The 23,895-nt window shown below is 67.0% G+C and carries 22 protein-coding genes and 1 other RNA gene; 19 read left to right on the plus strand and 4 right to left on the minus strand.

What is annotated here, in order from left to right:
- Positions 1–454: PPOX class F420-dependent oxidoreductase (locus tag B1790_RS27815; RefSeq protein WP_233165355.1), on the plus strand; the 454-nt coding region annotated here is incomplete at its 5' end.
- A 10-nt stretch (positions 455–464) separates the two neighbouring features.
- Here the strand turns inward: B1790_RS27815 and B1790_RS27820 are convergent.
- The gene (locus tag B1790_RS27820) at positions 465–1,829 is read right to left on the minus strand and encodes an FAD-dependent oxidoreductase (protein ID WP_079926524.1); all 1,365 of its coding nucleotides are present in this window, start codon (positions 1,827–1,829) and stop codon (positions 465–467) included.
- 122 nt (positions 1,830–1,951) lie between these two features.
- On the opposite strand from B1790_RS27820, the gene prfB reads away from it, so the two are divergent.
- From prfB to B1790_RS27875, 11 genes are all read left to right on the plus strand, one after another.
- Positions 1,952–3,058 (plus strand): peptide chain release factor 2, encoded by a 1,107-nt coding sequence (prfB, locus tag B1790_RS27825; protein ID WP_079926525.1) that lies wholly within the window; start codon positions 1,952–1,954, stop codon positions 3,056–3,058.
- Positions 3,048–4,019 (plus strand): mechanosensitive ion channel family protein, encoded by a 972-nt coding sequence (locus B1790_RS27830; protein ID WP_079926526.1) that lies wholly within the window; start codon positions 3,048–3,050, stop codon positions 4,017–4,019. Before prfB ends, B1790_RS27830 begins: the two co-directional genes overlap by 11 nt.
- Positions 4,016–4,555, plus strand: a complete 540-nt coding sequence (locus tag B1790_RS27835) for a hypothetical protein (RefSeq protein ID WP_079926527.1) — start codon at positions 4,016–4,018, stop codon at positions 4,553–4,555. The genes B1790_RS27830 and B1790_RS27835 overlap by 4 nt, the downstream gene beginning before the upstream one ends.
- A 41-nt stretch (positions 4,556–4,596) precedes the next feature.
- Positions 4,597–5,286 carry a cell division ATP-binding protein FtsE gene (gene ftsE, locus B1790_RS27840; protein WP_079926528.1) on the plus strand — a complete coding sequence of 230 codons (690 nt, stop codon included), beginning with the start codon at positions 4,597–4,599 and terminating at the stop codon, positions 5,284–5,286.
- Positions 5,287–6,183, plus strand: a complete 897-nt coding sequence (gene ftsX / locus B1790_RS27845; RefSeq protein WP_079926529.1) for a permease-like cell division protein FtsX — start codon at positions 5,287–5,289, stop codon at positions 6,181–6,183.
- Between the two features lie 2 nt (positions 6,184–6,185).
- Positions 6,186–6,686 (plus strand): SsrA-binding protein SmpB, encoded by a 501-nt coding sequence (gene smpB, locus B1790_RS27850; protein WP_056549511.1) that lies wholly within the window; start codon positions 6,186–6,188, stop codon positions 6,684–6,686.
- Between the two features lie 8 nt (positions 6,687–6,694).
- Entirely contained in the window at positions 6,695–7,528 is an 834-nt protein-coding gene (locus tag B1790_RS27855) for a DMT family transporter (RefSeq protein WP_079926530.1), read from the plus strand.
- Positions 7,529–7,582: 54 nt separating this feature from the next.
- Positions 7,583–8,815 (plus strand): AAA family ATPase, encoded by a 1,233-nt coding sequence (locus tag B1790_RS27860; protein ID WP_079926531.1) that lies wholly within the window; start codon positions 7,583–7,585, stop codon positions 8,813–8,815.
- Positions 8,812–9,843, plus strand: coding sequence for a tetratricopeptide repeat protein (locus B1790_RS27865; protein ID WP_079926532.1), 1,032 nt, complete (start codon positions 8,812–8,814; stop codon positions 9,841–9,843). Before B1790_RS27860 ends, B1790_RS27865 begins: the two co-directional genes overlap by 4 nt.
- A 114-nt stretch (positions 9,844–9,957) precedes the next feature.
- Positions 9,958–10,326: a transfer-messenger RNA gene (ssrA, locus tag B1790_RS27870) on the plus strand.
- 91 nt (positions 10,327–10,417) lie between these two features.
- Complete coding sequence (locus tag B1790_RS27875; RefSeq protein WP_079926533.1) at positions 10,418–11,191, plus strand: DUF4239 domain-containing protein; 774 nt, start codon at positions 10,418–10,420, stop codon at positions 11,189–11,191.
- A gap of 24 nt (positions 11,192–11,215) precedes the next feature.
- On the opposite strand, the gene B1790_RS27880 is transcribed toward B1790_RS27875, so the two are convergent.
- The gene (locus tag B1790_RS27880; protein WP_369832446.1) at positions 11,216–13,282 is read right to left on the minus strand and encodes an FUSC family protein; all 2,067 of its coding nucleotides are present in this window, start codon (positions 13,280–13,282) and stop codon (positions 11,216–11,218) included.
- Positions 13,283–13,413: 131 nt separating this feature from the next.
- Here B1790_RS27880 and B1790_RS27885 point away from each other — a divergent pair, with 131 nt between their 5' ends.
- Positions 13,414–14,187 (plus strand): SDR family NAD(P)-dependent oxidoreductase, encoded by a 774-nt coding sequence (locus B1790_RS27885; RefSeq protein WP_079926587.1) that lies wholly within the window; start codon positions 13,414–13,416, stop codon positions 14,185–14,187.
- A 9-nt stretch (positions 14,188–14,196) separates the two neighbouring features.
- Here B1790_RS27885 and B1790_RS27890 read toward each other — a convergent pair whose 3' ends face one another.
- Positions 14,197–14,892: a helix-turn-helix domain-containing protein gene (locus B1790_RS27890; protein WP_079926535.1), complete on the minus strand. Its 696-nt coding sequence runs from the start codon at positions 14,890–14,892 to the stop codon at positions 14,197–14,199.
- Complete coding sequence (locus B1790_RS27895) at positions 14,883–15,968, minus strand: substrate-binding domain-containing protein (protein WP_079926536.1); 1,086 nt, start codon at positions 15,966–15,968, stop codon at positions 14,883–14,885. The genes B1790_RS27890 and B1790_RS27895 overlap by 10 nt, the downstream gene beginning before the upstream one ends.
- A gap of 210 nt (positions 15,969–16,178) precedes the next feature.
- Here B1790_RS27895 and B1790_RS27900 point away from each other — a divergent pair, with 210 nt between their 5' ends.
- The 6 genes from B1790_RS27900 (at position 16,179) to B1790_RS27925 (ending at position 23,894) form a co-directional block, all read left to right on the plus strand.
- The gene (locus B1790_RS27900; protein ID WP_079926537.1) at positions 16,179–17,234 is read left to right on the plus strand and encodes an autoinducer 2 ABC transporter substrate-binding protein; all 1,056 of its coding nucleotides are present in this window, start codon (positions 16,179–16,181) and stop codon (positions 17,232–17,234) included.
- Between the two features lie 30 nt (positions 17,235–17,264).
- On the plus strand, positions 17,265–18,776 hold the full coding sequence (locus B1790_RS27905) for a sugar ABC transporter ATP-binding protein (RefSeq protein WP_079926588.1): 1,512 nt from the start codon (positions 17,265–17,267) through the stop codon (positions 18,774–18,776).
- Complete coding sequence (locus tag B1790_RS27910) at positions 18,773–19,783, plus strand: ABC transporter permease (protein WP_079926538.1); 1,011 nt, start codon at positions 18,773–18,775, stop codon at positions 19,781–19,783. The genes B1790_RS27905 and B1790_RS27910 overlap by 4 nt, the downstream gene beginning before the upstream one ends.
- Entirely contained in the window at positions 19,780–20,862 is a 1,083-nt protein-coding gene (locus B1790_RS27915; protein WP_079926539.1) for an ABC transporter permease, read from the plus strand. Before B1790_RS27910 ends, B1790_RS27915 begins: the two co-directional genes overlap by 4 nt.
- Before the next feature lie 25 nt (positions 20,863–20,887).
- Positions 20,888–21,655, plus strand: coding sequence for an SDR family NAD(P)-dependent oxidoreductase (locus B1790_RS27920; protein ID WP_079926540.1), 768 nt, complete (start codon positions 20,888–20,890; stop codon positions 21,653–21,655).
- Positions 21,656–21,782: 127 nt separating this feature from the next.
- Positions 21,783–23,894, plus strand: coding sequence for an alkaline phosphatase family protein (locus tag B1790_RS27925; RefSeq protein WP_079926589.1), 2,112 nt, complete (start codon positions 21,783–21,785; stop codon positions 23,892–23,894).
- Position 23,895 lies beyond the last annotated feature (1 nt).

Here is a 23,895-nt window from a genome sequence, read left to right on the forward strand (position 1 = left end):
CGTGTCGAACACGTGTTCGAGTCTACTTCGGGTGTATGACAAGGTCATGTCCCAATCACTCCCAGAAGGCCTGCTCGAACTCCTCCGCAAGCCGAGCCCGTGCTTCATCGCCACCCTGATGCCGGACGGATCCCCCCAGCTGACCGAAACCTGGGTGACCACCGACGGCGAGAACATCGTGATCAACATCGTCGACGGCATGCAGAAGGCGCGGAACCTCGCCCGGGATCCGCGGGTCGCCGTGAACGTCGTCGACCCCGAGAACGTCTACGGCTACTACGCCGTTCGCGGCCGGGTGGTGAAGACGACCACCGAGGGCGGGCGCGAGGGCATTGAAGAACTGTCGCAGAAGTACCTCGGCATCCCGTACCCCAACTTCAGCGGGAACCCGAACGAGACGCGGGTGGTGATCACGATCGAGGCCGACTCGGTGAACTCACCGCAACGGGGCTAGCTCATCGTCGTCAGCCGTGCCCGATCCGCAAGAACTCCGCCACATTGCTCAACTTCACCCGCGGCCGACCCAACGGACCACCGGTGTTCCGTTCGTGGGCGTCGATCAACTTCCAATGGTCGTTGGTGACGAGGTGAGGCTGGCGAGACAGCAGCCAGTCGAGCGTGTCCTCGCGCTCGTCGGCCAGATCGGTCGTCGCGAGATCGGCCAGCAGGGTGTCGACGGTCGCCGCCGAGTCCTTCTTGTTGCTGCCGATGACGCCTGACGGACCACGCTTGATCCACCCGACGACGTAGGAGTTGCGAGTGCCGTCGACGTGGCCGTCGGTGTGCGGAATCGTCCCCGACCGCTCGTCGAACGGCAGCCCGGGCGTGGGAACGCCGCGGTAACCGACGGCACGGACGACGAGCTGGGCGGGGAGTTCCTCACGTGCGCCGGTGTCCTTGGCCACCAGTCGACCACCGTCGTCCACCAACTCGTTGCGGCCGAGCACGATCGAAGTGACCCGGTCGTCGCCCTTGATCTCGATCGGCGAGGTGTGGAACCGAAACACGATGCGCCGCTTGGCTCCTCGCGGAGGCTTGTCCGCATAGGAACGCAGCACCTTGACGTTCTGCTTGACGGTCTTGCCCGCCGCCTCGAGGTCCTCGTCGGAGATGCCTGCGAAGTCCGCCGGGTCGACGATCACGTCCACGTCGGCCATCGCTTCGAGGTCACCGAGCTCCCGCAACTCCAGCGTGGTGAAGGTGGCCTGCAGCGGACCGCGCCGCCCGAGCACCACCACCTCCTCGACGCCCCTGGCGTGCAGCAACTCCAGGGCGTGGTTGGCGATGTCGGTGTTGGCCAGCGCGTCGGGGTCGCTGACCAGGATGCGGGCGACGTCGAGTGCCACGTTGCCGTTGCCGACCACCACGGCGCGCCCGGTCGACAGGTCCGGCGTCATCTCCTCGAAGTGCGGATGGGCGTTGTACCAACCGACGAAGTCGACGGCCGCGACACTGCCCGGCAGGTCCTCGCCGGGGATGCCGAGTGGTCGATCGGCCTGCGCGCCCACGGCGTAGATCACCGCGTCGTAGCGGTCGGCCAGCTCCTCGGTCTGGACGTCCTCGCCCACCCGGATGTTCCCGAAGAATCGGAAGCGAGGGTCGGCCGAGATCTTCTCGAACTGGGCACTGATGGTCTTGATCTTCGGGTGGTCGGGGGCGACTCCCGAACGGACCAGGCCCCACGGGGTGGGCAACATTTCCAGCACGTCGACGCGTACGTCTCTGGGGGCGTCGCCGTCTGCCGTGGAGTCCGCGAACTTAAGCAGCGACGCGGCGGCAAAGTAGCCAGAGGGTCCGGAACCGACGATCGCCACGTGATAGGGGCGCATCTAATAGCCCTCCAAGGGGAAGCCGAGTAGGCCCGGAAACGCGCAAGGGGCTGTCGCGTCGTCACCGGGCTGGTTACCAAGCCGATGCTAGACCCGGACAGCTGTCGGTAACCTGATCTCCCGTGGATCCCGACCGGCAAGAAGACATCGCCTCGCTCGACACGACTCTGACGACCGTGGAGCGAGTGCTCGACGTCGACGGGCTGCGCGACCGCATCAAGACATTGGAGGACGCGGCGTCCGATCCGAAGCTCTGGGACGACCAAACGCGCGCCCAAAAGGTCACCAGCGAGCTGTCGCACGCGCAGAGCGAACTGCGCCGCGTCGAGGAGTTGAGGCAGCGGCTCGACGACCTCCCGATCATGTACGAACTCGCCGCCGAAGAGGGCGGGGAGGACGCGTTGACCGACGTCAACACCGAGTTGGAGAAGCTGCGCGAGGACATCGCCGCAATGGAGGTCCGCACCCTGTTGTCGGGGGAGTACGACGAGCGCGAGGCCGTCGTGACCATTCGATCCGGTGCCGGCGGCATCGACGCGGCCGACTGGGCGGAGATGCTCATGCGGATGTACATCCGCTGGGCCGAGAAGCACAACTACGGCGTCGAGGTCTTCGACACGTCCTACGCCGAAGAGGCCGGGATCAAGAGCGCCACGTTCGCGGTGCACGCGCCGTACGCCTACGGCACGCTCTCGGTCGAGCAGGGCACGCACCGACTGGTGCGGATCAGCCCGTTCGACAACCAGAGCAGGCGTCAGACCTCCTTCGCGGACGTCGAGGTATTGCCCGTCGTCGACACCGCCGACCACATCGACATTCCCGACGGTGACGTCCGCGTCGACGTCTACCGATCCAGCGGCCCCGGCGGGCAGTCGGTCAACACCACCGACTCGGCCGTTCGACTGACTCACATTCCCAGCGGTATCGTCGTGACTTGCCAGAACGAAAAGTCGCAGTTGCAGAACAAGGTGTCGGCAATGCGAGTTCTTCAGGCAAAGTTGCTGGAGCGCAAGCGGCTCGAAGAGCGCGCCGAGATGGACGCGTTGAAGAACGACGGCGGCAGTTCGTGGGGCAACCAGATGCGCTCCTACGTCCTGCATCCGTATCAAATGGTCAAGGATTTGCGTAACGACTACGAAGTCGGCAATCCGGCCGCGGTACTCGACGGCGACATCGACGGATTCCTGGAAGCGGGAATCCGTTGGCGCAATAGGAAAGATGACGACTAACACGTATTTGGCCATCGGCTGGGCCTCGACCTGGCACGACTTCTGGCGCGGTGACATCGGCGAGTGGATCATCACGCGCGGTCTCCGGATCGTCATGCTGATCCTCGCCGCGATCCTGGCGGCCCGGTTCGTCCAGTGGACGGCAAGAAGGATCACCCGCCGGATCGACGCCGACTTCCGCGAGAGCGACGCGCTGGTGCGGTCGGAGACGACCAAGCACCGCCAAGCCGTCGCCTCGGTGATCTCCTGGGTGACGATCGCACTGCTGTGCGTCGTCGTCCTCGTCGAGATCACCGACATCGTGGCCATACCGGTGGGGTCGCTGGTTGCTCCCGCCGCCGTTCTGGGCGCCGCGCTGGGTTTCGGTGCGCAACGCGTGGTGCAGGACCTGTTGTCGGGGTTCTTCATCATCACCGAGAAGCAGTACGGCTTCGGTGACCTGGTCGCCCTGACCGTCGCCGGGATTGCGCTGCCCGCCGAGGGCACAGTCGAAGACGTCACGCTGCGGGTCACGAAACTGCGGTCCAGTGAGGGTGAGGTGTTCACGATCCCGAACGGTCAGATCGTGAAGACCGTCAACCAGTCCAAGGACTGGGCCAGAGCCGTGGTGGACATCCCGGTGCCGACCACCTCCGACCTCAACAAGGTCAACGAGGTGCTGCACCACGTCTGCGACGAGGCGATGCAGGACAAGCAGATGGCCGCGTTGATGCTCGACAAGCCGCAGCTGATGGGTGTGGAGAGCATCGAGCTGGACACGGTCAACCTGCGGATGGTGGCGCGCACGTTGCCAGGCAAGCAATTCGAGGTCGGTCGGCAGCTGCGTGTGCTCGTCGTCGCCGCCCTGCGTCGCGCGGGCATCGCGAGCCCGGCCGAATCGTCGCCAACGGTCGGCGCTCTGTCGCCGACGGCGACGTCGTCGATCGCCGAAGACCCAGAGAAGGGGGGTCACGACAAGTGAGGTTGAACTTCAACTTCCGCAAGGAGGGCGAGGGCCGCGAATGGCCGGCGTACCTGCCGGGTGGTCGGGTGCGCACGTCGACTGCCGCCCTCATCGCCGCCTTCTGCTTCACCTGGTGGCTGCACTCGACGTACGCCCCGCCGCCACCCGCCGCCTCGGAGCCCACTCAGGTGGTGCCGCCAGGGTTCGTCCCCGACCCGGCGTACACCTGGGTGCCGCGCACCAACGTCGAGCGCCCGAAGACGACTTACAGCACGCCGAGGACCTCGAGGACCGAAACCTCGACGACGGTGTCAACGACCCCGACGGAGACCACCAGCGGCACGGAGACCCCCACCACGACCGGACCCGAGACTGCGACGACCGTCGTCGACCCCGACGGGCCGGGACCGCTCCCGCCGACGACCCTGACCCAGACCCCGATCACGTCGCCGGGACAGCCGGTGCCGAACCGTTCGGGCACGTCCACCACCACGACGACGGAGATCCTGCCGGGCATCACGCTGCCCGTTCTGACGCCCCCGCCCCCCGGGTAGTCGGGGGCTCGAACTCGGCCCGGCTACACTGGCGTGCCGTGATGATCACCCTCGACCACGTGAGCAAACAGTACAAATCCTCGGCACGGCCAGCTCTGGACAACGTCTCGCTCAAGATCGAAAAAGGTGAGTTCGTCTTCCTCATCGGGCCGTCCGGATCGGGCAAGTCGACGTTCATGCGGCTGCTGCTCGCCGAAGACACCCCGACGCACGGCGACATTCAGGTCTCGAAGTTCCACGTCAACAAGCTGCCCAGTCGGCACATCCCGGGTCTGCGGCAGGTCCTCGGCTGCGTGTTCCAGGACTTCCGCCTGCTGCAGCAGAAGACGGTCTTCGAGAACGTCGCCTTCGCCCTCGAGGTGATCGGCAAGAGGTCCGACGTGATCAACAGGGTGGTGCCAGACGTCCTCGAGATGGTGGGCCTGTCCGGCAAGGCCAATCGCCTGCCGACCGAGCTGTCGGGTGGTGAGCAGCAGCGCGTCGCCATCGCGCGCGCGTTCGTCAACCGGCCGCTGGTGCTGCTGGCCGACGAACCGACCGGCAACCTGGATCCCGAGACCAGCAAGGACATCATGGATCTGCTCGAGCGGATCAACCGCACCGGGACGACCGTGTTGATGGCAACCCACGACCATCACATCGTCGACTCGATGCGCCAGCGAGTCATCGAACTCGAGCTGGGACGACTGATCCGCGACGAACAGCGCGGTGTCTACGGAATGGATCGCTAAGTGCGCTTCGGCTTTCTCGTCAACGAAGTCCTCACCGGGCTTCGTCGCAACGTCACCATGACGGTCGCCATGATCTTGACGACCGCCATCTCCATCGGTCTGTTCGGCGGCGGCCTGCTCGTCGTCCGCCTCGCCGACAGCTCGAAGGGCATCTACCTGGACCGTGTCGAGAGCCAGGTCTTCCTGACCAACGACATCTCGGCCAACGACCCGACCTGCGACGCGGACGCGTGCAAGGCGGTGCGCAAGACGATCGAGGACCGCAGCGACGTGAAGTCGGTTCGGTTCCTCAACCAGAGCGACGCCTATGACGACGCGATCAAGAAGTTCCCGCAATACAAAGACGTTGCGGGCAAGGACGCCTTTCCCGCATCATTCGTGGTGAAGCTCGACAACCCCGAGCAACACAAGGACTTCGACGACGCCCTCAAGCAACAGCCCGGTGTGCTCAACGTGCTGAATCAGAAGGACCTCATCGACCGGCTCTTCGCGGTGCTCGACGGGTTGAGTGCGGCGGCGTTCGCGATCGCCTTGGTTCAGGCCATTGGCGCAGTTCTGCTGATAGCCAACATGGTTCAGGTCGCGGCCTACACCCGAAGAACGGAGATCGGCATCATGCGCCTGGTGGGTGCGAGTCGCTGGTACACGCAGCTGCCGTTCCTCGTCGAAGCCATGCTGGCCGCGTTCATCGGCGTGGTGATAGCGATCGCGGGGTTGATTCTGGTGCGCGCGTTGTTCCTCGAAAAGGCGCTGCGGCAGTTCTACGACGCGAACCTGATTGCCCAGGTCGACTACAAGGACGTCCTCTACTTCAGCGCACCCATCATGCTGTTCCTCGGTTTGGCGATGTCCGGCGTCACGGCCTACGTCACCCTGCGGCTGTACGTGCGGCGCTAGCTGTGGCGAAGAAGTCGGCCGCCGAGGTCAAGAAGCACCGCAACAACCAGGTGGTGGCCACCAATCGCAGGGCGCGGCACAATTATTCGATCCTCGAGACGTTCGAGGCCGGGGTGGCGTTGGTGGGCACCGAGGTGAAGAGCCTCCGTGAAGGCCAGGCCTCGCTGGCCGATTCGTTCGCGACCGTCGACGACGGTGAAGTGTGGCTCCGCAACCTGCACATCCCGGAGTATCACCACGGCTCTTGGACCAACCACGCACCGCGACGCAACCGAAAACTGCTGATGCACCGCACCCAGATCGACAACCTGATCGGCAAGATCAGGGACGGCAACCTCTCGCTGGTTCCGCTGTCGCTCTACTTCACCGAGGGCAAGGTCAAGGTCGAACTGGCCTTGGCGCGAGGCAAGCAGGCGCACGACAAGCGTCAGGATTTGGCGAGACGTGACGCCGATCGGGAAGTGATTCGTGAACTAGGCAGGCGCTCCAAAGGCATGACCTGATCGGGGTCCTGTTAGCCCTGGTCTCCGGTATCGGATACGGGGTCAGCGACTTCGTCGGAGGTTTGGCGTCACGGCGGGTCGCCGCGCTGCGCGTGGTGCTGGTGTCCTATCCCGTGGCGCTGGTCCTGTTGACCACGATCTCCGTCGTCGTCGGTGGGCACGTGACGACGCCCGCGATCGTGTGGGGCGGGCTGTGCGGTCTCAGCCAGGCGTTCGGGGTGTGGTGGTTCTACGCCGCGCTCGGCGCCGGTCCGATGTCGTTGGTGTCACCGCTGACGGCGATCCTCGTCGCGGGCGTCCCCATCGTCGCCGGTGTGCTGCTGGGGGAGCGGCCAAGCCTGCTGGCCTGTACGGGCATCGGACTGGCGTTGATTGCGGTCGCGCTGGTGAGTCGCGAAGAGCGCGGCGAGCTTTCGACCGTCCAGCGCTTCACCCCCAAGGTGGCTTGGCTGACGCTCGGGGCCGGCCTCGCGTTCGGGCTTAACTTCGTGCTGATCGACCAGGCACCCCATGACGCAGGACTCTGGCCGCTGGCGTTCGCCCGACTGTCGGCGACCCTGGTGGTCGTCGCGATCGCGGTGATGTCGGGGAACTTGGCCGTGCCGTCCGGGGTCCCCCTCCGGTTGGCTGTGGCGGCCGGGGTGTTGGACACCGTCGCCAACGTGGCGATGCTCCTCGCGCTGCAGGCGTCGTTGCTGTCGCTGACCAGCGTCCTCATCTCGCTGTACCCGGCGGGCACGGTGCTGCTTGCCTTGGTGGTGCTGAAGGAGAGGGTGACGCGGTGGCAGGCGGCGGGAATGGTGCTGGCCGTCGCCGCAGTCGGCTTGATCGCCGCAGGGTAGGGCGCATCGCGGCGGTCAGTAGGATCGAGCGTGCGCGAGCGAAGGGGGTGCGGGATGGCGAGTGACGCCGTGATCCGCGAGTTGACGGCGGCCGTTCAGCGAACCCCCGAGGCCGTCGAACTCCGACTGCACCTCGTCGACCTCCTGATTCAGCAGGGCAATGTCACCGAGGCGCTCACCCACTGCAGCGCGGCCCTGGCGCAGGATGCCTCCAACGCCGCGGCGCTGAGCCTGTTGCAACGGTGCACCGCCGCACTGGCGACGGGCAGCGCACCCGCGGCTCCTGCGGAACGCCCGAACGCCGACTTCAACTGGTCGGCCGCCGAGGAAGAGGTCTCCGACATCATCGGCCCCGCCTTCGTCGAGGGTGCCGCCGAGACCGTCGACGGAGAGGGGGACGCCGACTTCGACGTCGTCCGGCGCAGCGACGTCACCCTCGCCGACGTCGCTGGTATGGAGGCGGTCAAGCAGCGGCTCGACGTGTCACTGCTGGGCCCCATCCGCAATCCCGAACTGATGCGCGCCTACAAGGTCAACGCCCGCGGCGGGTTGTTGATGTACGGCCCGCCCGGGTGTGGCAAGACGTATCTGGCCAGAGCGGTGGCAGGCGAGCTCGGGGCGAACTTCTACGCCGTCGGCATCGCCGACGTTTTGCAACATTGGCTGGGCGACAGCGAGCGGGCGCTGGCTAGCATCTTCGACACGGCCCGCCGAAATGCGCCGTGCGTGTTGTTCTTCGACGAAGTGGACGCACTCGGGCAGCGGCGCGCGGCGTTGAGCAACAGCTCGGGTCTTCGCGTCGTCGTCAATGCGCTTCTCGCCGAACTGGATACCGCCACGTCCTCCAACGACGGGGTGTACGTGCTTGCGGCGACCAACATGCCGTGGGACGTCGACCCCGCCCTGCGCAGGCCGGGCCGCTTCGACCGGATGATCTTCGTGGGTCTGCCGGACGCGGAGGCGCGCGCCGCGATCGTGCGGATGAATCTTCGCGACCGTCCGGTCGAGCGCATCGACCCGGCCTCCGTCGCGAAGCGGACCGACGGCTTCTCAGGAGCCGACATCGCCCATGTCTGCGACACCGCAACGCAGCTCGCGATGGCGGCATCGCTGCGCGCCGGCGAGGTGCGTCCGGTGCGCATGAGCGACGTCGACGCGGCGCTGCTGCAGATTCGCCCGAGCGCAGGCCCGTGGTTCGACACCGCCCGAAACGTCGTCGAATTCGCCAACGGTGACGGTACCTACGACGAGTTGGCGAAGTACTTGCGCCGCAAGAAGATGCGTTGACCGCTGCCGGCGACGCCGACGGGGCGGTCGCTCTGGCCACCGCCTACGCCGACGCCCGCAACCACGCCCGCGCCGAACAGGTGTTGCGGGACGCACTCGTCACGTCCCCCGACAACGCTGTGCTGTTGGCCAACCTGGCCAGGGTCCAGGTGCTGGCCAAGCAGTACGACGACGCCGCCCGGAATGCATATGCCGCACTGGCCATTTCGCCCGAGTACGGTTTTGCCATCCGGATCTACGCGATCGCGCTCGACGCGATGGGGTGGGTGGAACAGGCGCTCTACATGGCCTGGCGCGGGGTTGCCCTGCAGCCGCACGACCGCGTCGCCCACTTCGTCTACGCCGAGCTGCTGCTGAAGGTCGGTCGACCTCAAGACGCCCTGGTGGTCGTGGGAGAAGCGTTGCGGCTGGACCCCACTAGCGCGGACAGTCATGTGCTGCGCGGCCAGATCCTGGCCAGGCTCGGCATGTCCGGGGAGTCGACGGCGGCGTACGAGGAGGCGCTGCAGCTCGATCCGACCAACGCGTCGGCCGTCCACAACATCGGCGTCAACCGACTTGCCCGCAGCAAGTGGTCGGCCGCGATGAGTGGTTTCCTCGGGGCGGCGAGGCTCGACCCCGGTCTCGGCGACCTGGCGCGCCGCAACATCGGCATCGCCCTGGCCCGCCTCCTCCGGTTCGCGACGGTGGGTGTGCTGGCGCTGGGCTGGCTGATCCTGGTGAGCACCCCTGCCATTGGTCAGGGTGCCACATTGACTGTGGGACACCGCATTGCGATCGGCGTTGGCACGTTGGCGTTGACGGTGTACGCGGGATGGTTGAGCCGCGTCGTACCGATGCGCACGTGGCGCTCCACACTGCGAACCCAGCACACGCTCGCGCTCCGGGTGGGGTTGCTCGCCGGTGCGATCCCGCTCGGCCTCGTCGCGGTATTCGGCGACGGGTTGACGGTGCCCGGGGTCGTCGGCACGGCCCTGGTCCTGGCGGCCGTCGTCGTCGCCGTGATCGGGCGCTTCGCGGGCGGGTAGTGCCAATTCCGCCTCAAGGCCGCGACCGGCGGCTGACACCCGGGAATTAATCGCTGGGCATCCGCGCTGAAGGCGGTACGATGAACGTCCTGCTGAAGTCCGGCAGGGGTGCGAGGGGCTGAACGGTTTCGACATCGCGCATCGAATCAAGGGAAGCGTGCCGGTGCAGGCAAGAGACCACCGTAAGCGTCGCTGCAACCAATTAAGCGCCGATTCCAATCAGCGCGACTACGCCCTCGCTGCCTAAGCGACGGTGTGTCCGTCAGACCGAGAGAGCCCTCGACTCGGACCCTGGCGTCATCTAGAGGGACAAACCCATACGTCCGGTCGCGGGATGTACGGGGACATCAAACAGCGACTGGGATCGTCATCTCGTCTTGTTCGCGTGAACGAGAGATCCAAGTAGAGACATAGCGGACTGCGCACGGAGAAGCCTTGAGGGAATGCCGTTGGACCCGGGTTCGATTCCCGGCAGCTCCACCGGAAAGAAGCAGGCCAGGGACATAATCCCTGGCCTGCTTTCGTATGTGTCGGAGCACTGTGCCGCCCCCCTTGGGGTGGTACTTTTCGCCGGATGAGGGACTTTCTTCTCGCCATGCCGTCCGGGGCGGTTGCACTGGCCCTCTTCGCCTTCTTCGGTGCGGTGGCCCTCGGCGCTCGCTGGCTTGGCCGCCGGTGCGTGAGCCAGGAACGCCGCACGGATTTAGCCGAAGAAGCAGGTCGCCTCCTAACCGGTCTCGCGGCAACCTTCGCCTTCTTCGTCGGCTTTGCGATCACCGTCACGTGGGGCGCGGTCTCTGCCGGGCAGTCGGCCGTCGAGCAGCACGCGTCGGCCCTGAAGCAGATGAGCTGGAGCATCAACAGCGTCCCGGATCGCGCCGAGTCGACCGCGCTGATGGAGAAGCTTCGCGAGTACGCAACTGCGGTGGCCAACGACGATGCCGTGCACCTCGTGAGGGGAGACACCACCAAACTCCCTTCCGCCGACCAACTCGATCGTTTCGAGGACGCGTTACACACGTATGCGTACGGTCCAACTGCGCGTGGTCCTGAAGTCTCCAGTCTGGTGCGAGAGGCGGCGTCGGTTAGCGGGACGTCAGCCGAGGTGTCGGCCGTCGCGCAGCGCAGCCTGCCCGGCAGATTGGCGGCCCTCCTACTGGTGACGGGGGTTCTCGTCGCCGGCGTGATGGGCCTCACGACGGTCAACGCGCAGTACCCGGTACTGATGTTCGTCTGGTGCCTGATCCCGGCGCTGTCGATCACCGTCGTCGTCACCTTGGCGTTTCCGTTCGCCGGCGTAAAGATGGCTCCGCTCGTGTCGGTGGCTCAGCAGTTGGTCGTCCGCTAAGCCGCCCCCGGGCGTCGGTGGCCGTCACACCCGAGCCGTCACCTCGAGCAGCGCGCGGTCCAGGTTGCTCAGCGCCCTGATGGCGCCGCGCACGGGTCCCGGCGGAATATCCGCCGTACCGGCCACGGTCAGGATCACCGCGTTGGTCGCCTTGTCCGTCCGCTCGACCGCGGCGCCGTCGACCACCCGTTTCACCGAGTCGATGGTGTCGCAGACGTGCGCCGCGGCGTCGTGCAGCGCGGCCACCGTCTCCTCCGGAGGAGCGGTGTCGGCATCGGCCCGGGCCGCGTTGACGCCCGCACGGGCCAGCGCGTGGGCCGACCGGTTGCTCACCTGCAGCCCGCGCAGCAGGCGTTGGACGCCGCGTCGGCTGCGTACGGCGGGACCCATCTGCAGCGGCTTGCCCGCCGTGACGACGGCCTGCAGGGCGTTGTCGAGCCGTCGGGTCTCGGCCACGAGGTCGGTCTCGCCGCCGGGCGCCACCACCGACGCGATCGCCACGTCGATCAGGTCGGTCATCTTTTGCAGGTAGTCGTCGACCTTCTCGACGAAGGTGGTCCGCGTTCCGGTGGAGAAGACGAAGTACGCGGACGCGATGCCGACCACGCCGCCGACCGCGGTCTCGGCGATGCGCAACTCCAGCACCCCGACGCTGAAGTCGCCGAGCAGTCCGTACAGCATCGCCAAGAGCACGGTAACGAAGAACGTCAACCACGCGTAGGCCACCGTGACGAGGTAGAACGCGCAGAACACGCACGTCACCAGCAGCAGCATCTGCACCAGCGGGTGGTGCCCGACAAGGGTGGCCAGCAGGACGCCCGCCACGACCCCGGCGATGGTGCCCACGATGCGATGGCCGACGCGGGTCAGGATCTCACCGCGGGTCGACACCCCGGTGAAGACCAGGAACGCGGTCAGCACCGCCCAGTACCACCGATCGGGTGAGACCAGTTCGCCGAGGATGGTGGCCGCGCTCGTGGCGACCGCCACCTGGATCGCCGCCTTGGTGCTGGGGTTGAGCCCGGTGTCGGCGTCGTCGTCGGGTGCCGTCGGCTCGGGTTCGGCGGGGTCGGAGGCGCCGAGTGCGTTGGTGGTGATGTGGTGCAGCGCCAGGTGCGCCTGGGCGGCGCGGAATGCCACGACCGTCGCGATGCCCTCGGTGCCGGACAGGTCGGCGCGGTCCGACGCGGCCGCCGCACTCTTGCGGGCGGCCCGGAGCTGCTCCTCGGAGGGGTGGGGCCAGAGACACACCCGGACGGCGGCGACCGCGTCTTGGAGGCCTCGGGGCCACGAGCTCGCTGGCCCCAGTGACCACAGCATGCTCGCCAGTTGTTCCATGGCGATCTGCGCGTCGAACACCTTCAGGGCCAGATCGTCACTGGTGACGTTCAGCGACTGTGCGGCGTCGTGACGGTCGAGCCAGTCGTCGATCATCAGCGCGGTCTCACCCAGGCGATCCAACCGGCGGCGCAGCAACGCGAGGTCGAGCTCGTCGCGTTCCGTGGCGACGTCCAGCACCGCCGTCGACGCGCCGCGCAGCGCCCGCACCAGACGTCGCACCTCCACGGCGGGCCGGTCCGGCAGGATCAGCGTGCGCACCAGCAGGGTGGAGCTGATGCCTATCGCGATCGCCACGGCGAGCACCGGTATCTGACTCGGCGTGGCGCGCAGGAACAGCGCGAAGAAGTAGGAGATGAACGCGACCATTCCCAGGGCGTTGCCCCGGGGTCCGAAGCGGCGGACCCACACCGCGCCGAAGAGGACGGCGATGAACCCGACGTCGGCCACCTTGCCGAAGTGGCTCAACGTCGCCGCCAGCGACACGGCGGCCACGGCCGGGAAGAAGAGCAGCAGGGTGGTGACGACGCGGCTGTGCTGTTGACGGTCCTTGACCGCGGCCGCGGACTGCATCGCCACGATCGTGCCGAGCATGGCCACCGTGATCGGCTGACCGGCGACGGTGATGAATGCGTACGACGCACTCAGGGCCAGGACGAGCGCCAGGGTGGTCGTCGTGGCGCTGCGCAGCCGCAGACGACCGGGGTCGGAGTCGACCAGCAATCTCCTGACGGCCCCTCGACCAGCCGCCATGTTCATCCGTCGATTGTGCGGCACGCAGCTGCGAGGACCGGGCGCGGGCAAAGCGCGGACACCGCGGGCCAGCGGTGAAACGATGGCGTACCCCAACGCGACCAGCGGTGGACCGACCGCGACGGGACACCGTGACGCAACGACAAGGCCGCCTCAGTGGGAAGTCCGCCGTGATCACCGGTGCGGCGTTCGGGATCGGGCGGGCGACCGCCGAGCTGTTCGCCCACGAGGGCGCGCGGCTGACCCTGACCGACATCCAGGAGGAGCCGCTTCTCGCGCTGGCCGACGAACTGCGCAACGCCGGCGTCGAGGTCGAGACCGTCGTCGGCGACGTCTCGGTCGAGGAGGACGCGCGGCGGATGATCGGGACGGCGACGGACCGCTTCGGACGGCTTGACGTGCTGGTGGCCAACGCCGGCATCATCCCGCTCGGCGACGTGATGGAGATGACCGCCGCCGGTTGGGATCAGGTGATGGCCGTCGACGGCCGCGGTATGTTCCTCACCTGTAAGTACGCGATCGAGGCCATGCTGACGACGGGTAGTGGCTCCATCGTCTGCCTCTCCTCGATCTCTGGACTGGCGGGGCAGAAGCGTCAAGCCGCCTACGGGCCCGCCAAGTTCGTCGCCACCGGCCTGACGAAGCACCTGGCCGTCGAGTGGGCCGACCGGGGAATCAGGGTCAACGCCGTCGCCCCGGGAACGATCCGGACCGACGCGGTCAAGCGCATTCCGGAGCTGCCTGGCGGCGCGGAGTACCTGGCGGAGGTCGAAGGCATGCACCCGATGGGGCGTCTCGGCGAACCGGCTGAAGTGGCAAGCGCCATCGTCTTTCTCGCCTCCGACGACGCGTCCTTCATCACCGGCGCCGTGTTGCCAGTCGACGGGGGATACCTCGCGCAGTAGGGCAGTAGGTCAGCATGCGTTGGTGGCGGCGTTCAGCGCGCGGGCCGCCTTCAGCGTCGACGGCTCGGGCCAGCGGTCGGGCACGTGCAACGTCAACGCGAACCCGGTCCCGGGCACCGAACAGGCGAACTGCCGCCCCATCTGAGGGGACTGTGACTCGTAGACCTTGCGGCGGTGGCGGTGTCGCAACTGCAGGCAGCGCTGGACGTCGTCGTCGCCCAAGCCCAGATGGGCGGCCGCGGCGGACACGGTCTCGGCCGCCTCCTCCGGTGTCATCGCCGACAGGATGGCTGCCGCCCCGGCACAGCTCGCGGCAGGCGCGCGTTGTCCCGGTCGCGGCGTCAACGGCAGCGGCAACCGCCCGAGGTGGACGTCGACGAAGACGACCTGATTGCCGAACAGTTGCACCAGCGAGATCGTGTGCCCGTCGAGGTCCGGGGTGGCACACGCACGAAAGAGGTTGTGCGCCATGGCGTCGGGGTCGGAGAGATCCGACCAGCGCCTGCCCATGTGAAGGTCTCCGTCGGCCCCTCTGGCGACGAAACCCACCTCCTCAAGGGTGCTCAGCAGATCGGCCATCGAACTCTTCGGAAGGCCGAGCAGTCCGATCAACGCCGCGGGGGTGGTGGCGGCACCCGAGGAGACGGCGTCGAGAATGCGGGCACCACGGTGCACCGCCGGGGTCCGTGAACCGTCTATCCCCATGGTCGGTACCTCTCGACGTTGTGCGCGTCGATCAACCGCGGCGCGAGGTAGCGCGATCGTCTGGCGACATGCGCCCCGCCGTGAAGCGCGACCCCGATGTCTATCGCGGTCCGCACCAACGCCGGGGGATCCTGGGTGGCGGTGGCGATGATGGGGCCGCCCGCCCGGATCTCGTCGATGGCCCCCATGGCCCCGTCGACCCCGACGATCGGCACCGAGAGCTTGCGGCCGCGCAACACGCCCGAGATGCCGATGGCTATCTGGTCGTTGGCGGCGAAGAAGCCGTCGACCGTCGCGTGGACGGCGAGGATCTCCTTGGCGGCACGTCGGCCCGATTTGGCGTCCAGCTCGCCGTAACTCGTTGCCACCACCTCGATTCCGGGGTGGGGGACGATGGCGGCGAGGAAGCCGGCGATGCGGTCGGAGTTGGCGGTGATCGGTATCCCACCGACCACGGCCACGCGGCCTTGCCCGTCGAGGGCCCTCGCCAGGGCGGACCCGGCGAGGAAGCCCGCCTTGGTGTTGTCGGTCGCCACGACGGCGTCCGCACCGCTGACCGCCGAGCCGAGGGCCACCACGGGGATGCGCGCCGCACGGGCCTGCGCGCAGGCCTCCTCGAGGCCGTCGGTGGCCACCGGCTCTATGAGCACCAAGTCCACACCGGCACTGACGAATTCGAGGATCCGCTGCGACTGGTTGGCCGTGCGCTGCTTGGCGGAGTGCACGTGAAGCCGCGCGCCGAGCCGGTCGGCCTCGGTGTGCAGTGCGTCGATCTCGGCGAGGAAGAAGCTCTCGTCGACCGGATAGCTGAACCCGATGTCGTGGATCGGCCAGCTGTGCGCCCGCGCCGCCGACGCCAATTCGAACAGATGCGAACCCAGCGCGTAGGTGCCGTCGACGCCGCGCACCAGCAGGGCCTCGTGGGTCAGGGCATGGCAGATACCCATCACGCTGCTCTTGGGGAATCCCGTCCGCGACGCCAAGTCGGCAAGCGTCATCGGTCGACCCGTGTCGCTGATTGCTTGGAGGACGACCGCGGCACGGGCCAGCGCGGGCACGCGTCCTGGCTCCGCCATCGGCTCACCATAAGCGATGTGGCACTGGCGAAGACCGCAAATCGCGATGAGGTGGCGCTCCTGCGGAGTTGTTGACAACGTCACGAGGCGGTGCTTAGTGTGTGTTTCATCACTCGACGCTGAGTTCGATATATGAAACGGCGCCGGTGTTCGCCTGCCCGGGTAGGTCTCGGGCGAGGTGGTTCTCGCCCCAGGCCGAAGGATGAGTCGATGCCGATTTCCCAGCGTTTCGTCGGAGTGATCAGCGTGGCCCTGGCCATGGCGATGGTCACCGGCGGTTGTACGAAGAAGAACGACGAACCGGCCGCACCGGCGACGGGTGGCGGAAGCTCGTCGCAGGCCGCCTCCGGTGACAAGGTCAAGGTCGCCTTCGTACCCAAGCTGCAGGGATCGCCCTACTTCGAGGCCATGGACACCGGTGCCAAGCAAGCCGCCACCGACCTTGGCAACATCGAATGGCTGTACCAGGGCCCCACGTCGGCCGACGCCGCCGCGCAGGCGCAGATCGTCCGGTCCTTCATCCAGCAGAAGGTCGACGTCCTCGTTGTCGCGCCGAACGACCCCGACTCGATGGCGCCGCTGATGAAGCAGGCGCAGGACGCCGGCATCAAGGTCATGACCGCCGACACCGATGCGCCCAACTCGGTGCGCGAGGCCTTCGTGAACCAGGCCACCGCCGAGGGCATCGGCAACAAGACCGCTGAGACGCTGATGACGGCGATGGGCGGAAAGGGCAAGTGGGCCATCGTGTCCTGCGGCGAGACGGCCGAGAACCTGAACTCCTGGATCGCCGCCGAGAAGGCCTACGTCTCGGCCAAGTACCCCGAAGCCGAACTCGTCGACGTCGTGTACTCCGGTGAGGATCAGGCCAAGGGAACGCAGATGGCCACCGACCTGATGAGCGCACACCCGGACCTCAAGGGTCTGCTCGGGCAGTGCACCACCTCCGCCGTCGGCGTGGCGCAGGCGGTCAAGGACGCCGGCAAGATCGGCCAGGTCTTCTCCGTCGGGATCGGCACGCCGAAGTCGATGGCGCCGTACCTCGCCGACGGATCCTCGTCCGGCTCGATCCTGTGGAACGTGGCGAACCTGGGCTACCTGACCGCATGGGCCGGCCAGCAGCTCGCGAGCGGCAAGACCTTCGAAGCGGACAACAAGGTCAACGACCAGATGACCGACGTGAAGTGGGACGAGGCCAGCAAGACCCTGGTCCTGGGTGAGCCGCTGCTGATCACCACCGAGAACGTCGGTCAGTTCGATTACTGACCTGCCGATCCTCGCCCCCGGGAGGCGTTGATGTCGCAGGAGTCGCGACTGAGCCTCACCGGGGTGGTCAAGAGCTACGGTGCGGTCAAGGCCATCAGGCACGCGGACTTCGAGGTCCAGGCCGGCCAGATCCACGCCCTGGTGGGGGAGAACGGTGCAGGCAAGTCCACGCTGATCAAGATCATCTCCGGCGCCACGATGCCCGACGCCGGCTCCGTCACCTACGACGGTGAGACGGTGACGATCGCGTCCACCAACGACGCGATCGCACTGGGCATCGCGACGGTGTACCAAGAGCCCCAACTGTTCAGCGAACTCACCGTCGCGGAGAACGTCTTCATGGGCCGCGAGATGGTCACCCGTGGCCGGGTCGACTGGGCGGCCCAGAACGAGAAGGTCGTCGACCTGCTCGAGGCACTCGGCCTACCCGCCAAGCTCTCGACCGCCGTCGTCGGCAACCTGTCGGTTGCCACCCAGCAGCAGGTGTCCATCGCCAAGGCGTTGGCGGGCAAGTGCGGTGTTCTCATTCTCGACGAACCGTCGGCCATCCTGACCGACGCGGAGATCGACGTTCTGTTCGAGATCATCCGGCGACTCGCCGACGACGGCGTGGCGATCATCTACATCTCGCACCGACTCGACGAGATCGTCAAGATCGCCGACCAGGTCACCGTGATGCGCGACGGCAGCACCATCGGCACCCATCCCATCCAGGACATGTCGGTGCGGCGCATCGCCGAACTGATGGTGGGAGAGGCGCTTTCGGATCACGCGGGTCCCAGAACGGTGCCAAAGGGCGAACCCGTCCTCGAGTTGAAGTCCCTCGCGCGGGCCGGGGCCTTCGACGACGTGAGCCTGCAGCTGCGGTCCGGCGAGATCCTCGGCCTGTACGGGCTGGTCGGCTCCGGCGTCGCCGAGATCGCCGCGTGCATCTACGGACTGGACAAGGCCAGCGCGGGCGACATCGTGATCGAGGGGCGTGCGGTGGCGCCCAAGTCACCTCGTGAGGCGGCCGAGGCGGGCATCGCGCTGCTGCCTGCCAATCGCAAGACCGAAGGGATGTTCTCCTTCCAGTCCATCGCCTTCAACGTGTCGATCGGCCACCTGCAACGCTTTTCGTGGGGCAAGGCGTTCGTCGACCGCCGTCGCGAACGCACCACGGTCAAGGACCTGATGAAGCGGCTCGCGGTCCGCGCCTCGGACGAGAACCAGAACGTCGGAGACCTTTCGGGTGGCAACGCCCAGAAGGTGATGCTGGCCCGACAACTGGTCGAACGGCCCAAGCTGCTGCTGCTGGCCGAGCCCACCCAGGGCGTGGACATCGGGGCCAAGGAAGAGATCCACCGCATCATCACCGATCTCGCCGACAACGGCACCGCGGTTCTCGTCGTCACCTCCGATCTGCAGGAGGCACTGCGCATCGCCGACCGACTGCTGGTGGTGCGCGCGGGCTCCATCGCCGCGGAATTCGGGCCGGACGCCAAGCAGGTCGACGTCCTTGCCGCAGCCGCAGGCGACCGCGAAGGGACGGCCACCGCGTGACCACCTCGACCGACCCGACCGTCGCCGCCGTCAAGACCCGTGGGCGGGTGCTTCCCCCACCGGTGACCCCCGCCGAGATCGCGTTGGTCGCAGTCATCGTCGTGCTGTGGATCGCCCTGGCCTTCGCGACGCCCGCATTCCTCAGCGCAGGCTCGATCGTGCCGCTTCTCGTCGAGATGTCGCCGGTCGCGCTGATCGGCATCGGCATGACGTTCGTCATCGTCACCGGCGGCATCGACGTCTCCGTCGGCGGCGCAATCATGGTCTGCTCGGTGATCACCGGAAAACTGATGCGGGACCACGCATTACCCGTGTGGTGGTGCCTTGTCGTGGCGATCTGCACCGGAGCCGTCCTCGGCCTGGTCAACGGCGCCCTCATCGCCTACGGCCGAGTGCACGCCATCATCATCACCTTCGGCACCGCGAATCTGTTCCTCTTCATCGGCCTTCAGATCTTCGCCTCGCAACCGATCTCCGGCATGCCCAACACGCTGGCCTGGTTCGGGCGGGGAGTCGACGGCCGAACACTCGCCGTCCCACACAGTTTCGCGATCACCGTCGTCCTGGCCGCCATCGCCTGGTGGTATCTGCGGCACACCCCGGGCGGCCGCCACTTCTTCGGTGTTGGCGGAGATCCGGTCGCCGCTCGACTGGCCGGCATCAGGGTGCAGCGCCGCATCCTGATCGCCTACGTGATCACCGGCGTGCTCGTCGGCCTCGCGTCGATCTTCACGCTGGCGAAGGGCACCTCGAACCTCGACCAGTCGGTCGGGTCGGGCCAGGAACTCGCCGTGATCGCCGCCGTCGTCATCGGCGGTACCTCGATCATGGGCGGCCGCGGCTCGGTGCTCGGGACGGTGCTGGGCGCACTCCTGGTGCAAACCGTGAAATCGGGTGTCACCCAATTGGGTTGGCCTTCGCAGCTGTCCGACCTGTTCGTCGGGATCTTCATCGTCGTCGCGGTGGGAACCGATCTCGTCCGCCGCCGTGCCAGGAGAGACCCATGAGCGTCGAGACACCCGCTCCGGCCGCGGAGAAGTCCACGACGCGACGTCCCGTGGACCGGATCGTCGAAGCGGTCCTGACGCAGCGGATCGTGCTGCTCGGCGTCCTGATCGTCGTGGTCGTCGCGTGGTTGTCGTACATGAGCGCCAACGGGTACCTCTCTGGCGACTACGACTTCGACTACATGTCGGCCACCCTCATCGACGCAGTCCCGTTGGCGCTGCTCGCCTTTGCCGAACTCGTCGTCATCGTGTCCGGCCGCGGTGGGATCGACCTGTCGGTCGGCGCCATGGTGTCGTTGGTCGGAATGATCTTCGGCTTCGCCTACGGCAAGTGGGGTTGGCCCCTGCTGGCCGCCGTCCTGCTGGCGGTGGTCGCCGGTGCCGTGCTTGGCGCAATCAACGGCTTCCTGGTGGCCCGCATCGGCTTTCCCGCGCTGATCGCGACGTTGGCGACCTACTACGCATACAAGTCCATCGCCCTGGTGATCAACGACCAGAAGCCGATCAACAGTCCACAGATCCAGGACCTGTACACCCTCACCGGTTCGGTGAGCGTTCCGATCATCGGCGACTACGTCCCCGACGTCCCCCTTGGCGTGTTCACCTTCCTGGTTCCCGTCCTGGTGGTGTTGTGGTTGGCGTTGGGCCGCGGCACCTTTGGCCGGCGGCTCTACGGTGTCGGAACCAACGACGTCGCCGCCCGCTGGGCCGGAGTCGACGTTCCAGGCACCCGGATGCGCGCCTACGTCACCTCCGGAGTGTTGTCCGGCCTGGTGGCGGTTTACATCACCGCCGAATTCGCCTCGGCGCGGCCCGATTCCGGCACCGCGGGCAACGGGTTGGCCCTGCCCGCGATCACCATCGCCGTGCTCGGCGGGGTGGCGATCACCGGCGGCGTCGGGCGGTTGGCCGGTGTCCTGCTCGCCACGCTCCTCATCGTGTGGCTCAACGCCGGCATCATCCTGTACTTCGAGGGCAACACCGGCACCCAGTTCCAATTGCTCGCCCTCGGTGTAGTTCTCATCGTGGCCGCTCTGCTCAACGGGCTGACCACACGACGATTCCGCGGCGGCGATTAGCTCGCCAAGAAATGGAGAAGACCACATGACCGTTCTCGACGCGTTCTCGCTGGCCGGCAAGCGCGCCCTGGTCACCGGGGGCAACCGTGGCCTCGGACTGGCGTTCGTCCGCGGGCTCGCCGAGGCGGGTGCCGACGTCGTGTTCGTCTCACGGGACGCCGACCGCAACGCCGCCGCCGTCGCCGAACTGGCTCGAGACGGCCTCGACGTCAAGGCATTCGAGGTCGACATCACCGCCCAGGACGGTCCCGACGCGGCCATCGAAGGCGCCGTCGAGCGGCTGGGTGGACTCGACTTGCTGCTCAACAACGCCGGTCTTGCCCTCCACAAGCCTGCACTGGAGATCACCGACGACGAGTGGGACTTGGTCTTCGACGTGAACACACGGTCGCTGTGGCGGCTCAGCCAGCGCGCGGGCGCGTACATGAAGGACCACGGCGGCGGCAACATCCTCAACGTGGGCTCGATCAGTTCGCTCATCGTCAACCGGCCGCAGTGGCAGCCGTCGTACAACGCGTCGAAGGCAGCGGTGCATCAGCTGACCAAGTCGTTGGCCGCCGAGTGGGCGCCGTACGGCATCAGGGTCAACGCGATCGCCCCCGGATACGTCAAGACGGAGATGGCGCCAGTCGACAAGCCCGAATTCCGCCAGCACTGGATCGAGGACGCGCCGATGAAGCGGTACGCGCTTCCGGAGGAGATCGCGCCGACGGTGGTCTACATGGCATCCGACGCCTCGTCCTTCATGACGGGTTCGGTCGTCGTCATCGACGGCGGCTACACCGTTCACTGACCCAAGGACGACTTCCCCGATTCCGGGGTGGTCGGCGCCCGACTCGCGTAATTTTCGCCACAGTGAATTGACGGCGAAGGCTCAGCAAGTTGGCAGCCGACGCCGCGGCGAAACGGAGGACACCGTCGTGGGTCATGCCAGATACATCGGCCGGGTCGGAGCGCTTGCCGTGACGCTCGGGGTGGGAGTGGCAATGGCCACCACCCCGGGACTCGCCTACGCCGAACCAACCTCGGACTCGTCGACGTCGAGCGAATCCCCGTCGTCGGCAGGCACCGGCGCGCCGTCGACCAAGGAATCCACCGGTCCGGATACCGCGGCGGGGCCCAAGAAGCCGGTGTCTGTCACCGCAGGCGCCGGCACGACCGGGACGCACGGTAGTCCCAAGGCTGACGAGCCCAAGAGCGACGAGAAGGCGGACGAGCCCACGGGTGACCCGAAGGCCGACGAGCCGAAGGCCGTCGAGGAACCGCCCGCGACGGACGATGACACCCCGCCACCCGTCGTCGTCGACGACCCGAAAGTCGTTCCGGCGCCGGAGGTTGCGGTCGGTCAGCCGGCGTCGACCAGCCCGAAGAACGAGCACCCAACCGTCACCCCGACGGCCACCCGCGACGTCACGACGGTCGTCGCCTCGACCGGTCCGGCCCACCAGCAGTCGAAGACGGTCAGTCGCACCGCGTCGGTCGACGCTCCCGCGCCGGCCTCCACAGCGAGGGCCTCGCTATTGTCGGCCCCGAGCTCGACTCCCACGGCGGCGGCGGTCACGGCCCTGGCGCCGGTCGTCGCACCACGACCGCAGACCCTGGTGACGGCCATCGCCGACTTCGTCGACGCCCTGTTCCGGCCGCTGCTCAATCCGATCAGCGGGTCACCGTTCCAAATTCCGATCCTGTCGGCCGTGTTGTCGTTGGTGCGCAACGAGTTCGAGCGGGCGTTCACCCCACGCCCCGCGCGGGTGGGCTCGCAGCCGGTGGTCACCCAAGTCGACCCGACCAAGCAGCACGTCCTGGTCATCGGCGTGGACGGGACCAACCTGAGCAGGATCCTGGCCGACGCCGAGAACGAGAACTTCCTCGACCTGATGGAGCACAGCACGACCGCCGCGTCGAGCATCGTCGGGCACACCACCATCTCCAACCCGTCCTGGACGTCGATCCTGACCGGGGTGTGGGGTGAGCGGACGGGCGTGATCAACAACGTCTTCACACCATGGACCTACGACAAATGGCCGACGGTGTTCGACCAACTCGAGGGGATCGACCGGGACGTCAAGACGATGACCGTGGCCAACTGGAATGTCATCAACGCCATCTCGGGCGCAGGCAAGTATGGGGCCGACGTCAACACCTTCGTGTCGCAGGTTCCCGGTGACAAGAACTGGATCGACACCGACGACGCCGTCGCCAACGAGACGATCGCCGCGCTGACGGCCGCCAACACCCCCAACTTCCTCTTCTCCTACTTCGTCGGGGTCGACGAGAACGGGCACATGTACGGCGGTGCGTCGGAGGAATACAAGTTGGCCATTCAGAACATGGACGACAACCTCGGTCTGATCCGGGCCGCGATCGCCGACCGTGAGGCCGCGGGCGAGGACTGGACCATCATCGTCGTCACCGACCATGGCCATCAGCCGCAGGTGGGCTTCGGGCACGGGTTCCAATCACCGGATGAGACGGCGACTTTCGTCATCGCCAACGGCAGCGCCTTCACCGCAGGCGACGTCAACTCCGAGTACGAGATCGTCGACACGACGCCGACCGTGGTGAGCCTCTTCGGTGGCACGCCGAGGCCGAGATCCGACGGTGTGCCCCTGACGTCACTCGGCGGCGGCAGCACGCATCCAATTGATGTGAAGGCGGCGTTGCTGGCCGCGATCGCGCAGAACGACTACCCCGACCTCGTCACCAACGTGACGCTGGGCATCCGCACGATCTTCGCCACGATTCCGTACTACGTCTACACGTTCGGCAACGACAGCGCCGCGGGCCTGCCGAGTTTCCTGGTGGTCCCGGTGAAGGTCCTCTTCGACGGTCTGTACGTGATCACCAACGTGCCCGCTCAGGTCGTCGCCTTCCTGACCGGTGTCAGCGGCGCTCGTATCTTCCCCATCCTGCCGCCTGCCCAACCGATGTTCCCGCCGTCCGAGGGGGCCACGCTAATGAGCGCTCTGGTCTGCGGTGGCGGGTCCGGCGTCCCCGCGGACGCCTGGTGCGGCGCGGAAAGCGTCGCGTAAA

Origin of the sequence: Mycobacterium sp. AT1, from assembly GCF_002043095.1 — a bacterium.
In the GTDB taxonomy this organism is placed as follows: Bacteria; Actinomycetota; Actinomycetes; order Mycobacteriales; family Mycobacteriaceae; genus Mycobacterium.

What these genes read in the sequence shown, in the direction of transcription:
- B1790_RS27820 (WP_079926524.1), bottom strand. Translation starts at nt 1,829, where the DNA reads ATGCGCCCCTATCACGTGGCGATCGTCGGTTCCGGACCCTCTGGCTAC.
- B1790_RS27830 (WP_079926526.1), top strand. Translation starts at nt 3,048, where the DNA reads ATGACGACTAACACGTATTTGGCCATCGGCTGGGCCTCGACCTGGCAC.
- B1790_RS27895 (WP_079926536.1), bottom strand. Translation starts at nt 15,968, where the DNA reads ATGGCGGAGCCAGGACGCGTGCCCGCGCTGGCCCGTGCCGCGGTCGTC.
- B1790_RS27900 (WP_079926537.1), top strand. Translation starts at nt 16,179, where the DNA reads ATGCCGATTTCCCAGCGTTTCGTCGGAGTGATCAGCGTGGCCCTGGCC.
- B1790_RS27905 (WP_079926588.1), top strand. Translation starts at nt 17,265, where the DNA reads ATGTCGCAGGAGTCGCGACTGAGCCTCACCGGGGTGGTCAAGAGCTAC.
- ftsE (WP_079926528.1), top strand. Translation starts at nt 4,597, where the DNA reads ATGATCACCCTCGACCACGTGAGCAAACAGTACAAATCCTCGGCACGG.
- B1790_RS27920 (WP_079926540.1), top strand. Translation starts at nt 20,888, where the DNA reads ATGACCGTTCTCGACGCGTTCTCGCTGGCCGGCAAGCGCGCCCTGGTC.
- B1790_RS27860 (WP_079926531.1), top strand. Translation starts at nt 7,583, where the DNA reads ATGGCGAGTGACGCCGTGATCCGCGAGTTGACGGCGGCCGTTCAGCGA.
- B1790_RS27915 (WP_079926539.1), top strand. Translation starts at nt 19,780, where the DNA reads ATGAGCGTCGAGACACCCGCTCCGGCCGCGGAGAAGTCCACGACGCGA.
- B1790_RS27890 (WP_079926535.1), bottom strand. Translation starts at nt 14,892, where the DNA reads ATGGGGATAGACGGTTCACGGACCCCGGCGGTGCACCGTGGTGCCCGC.
- B1790_RS27875 (WP_079926533.1), top strand. Translation starts at nt 10,418, where the DNA reads ATGAGGGACTTTCTTCTCGCCATGCCGTCCGGGGCGGTTGCACTGGCC.
- B1790_RS27880 (WP_369832446.1), bottom strand. Translation starts at nt 13,282, where the DNA reads ATGGCGGCTGGTCGAGGGGCCGTCAGGAGATTGCTGGTCGACTCCGAC.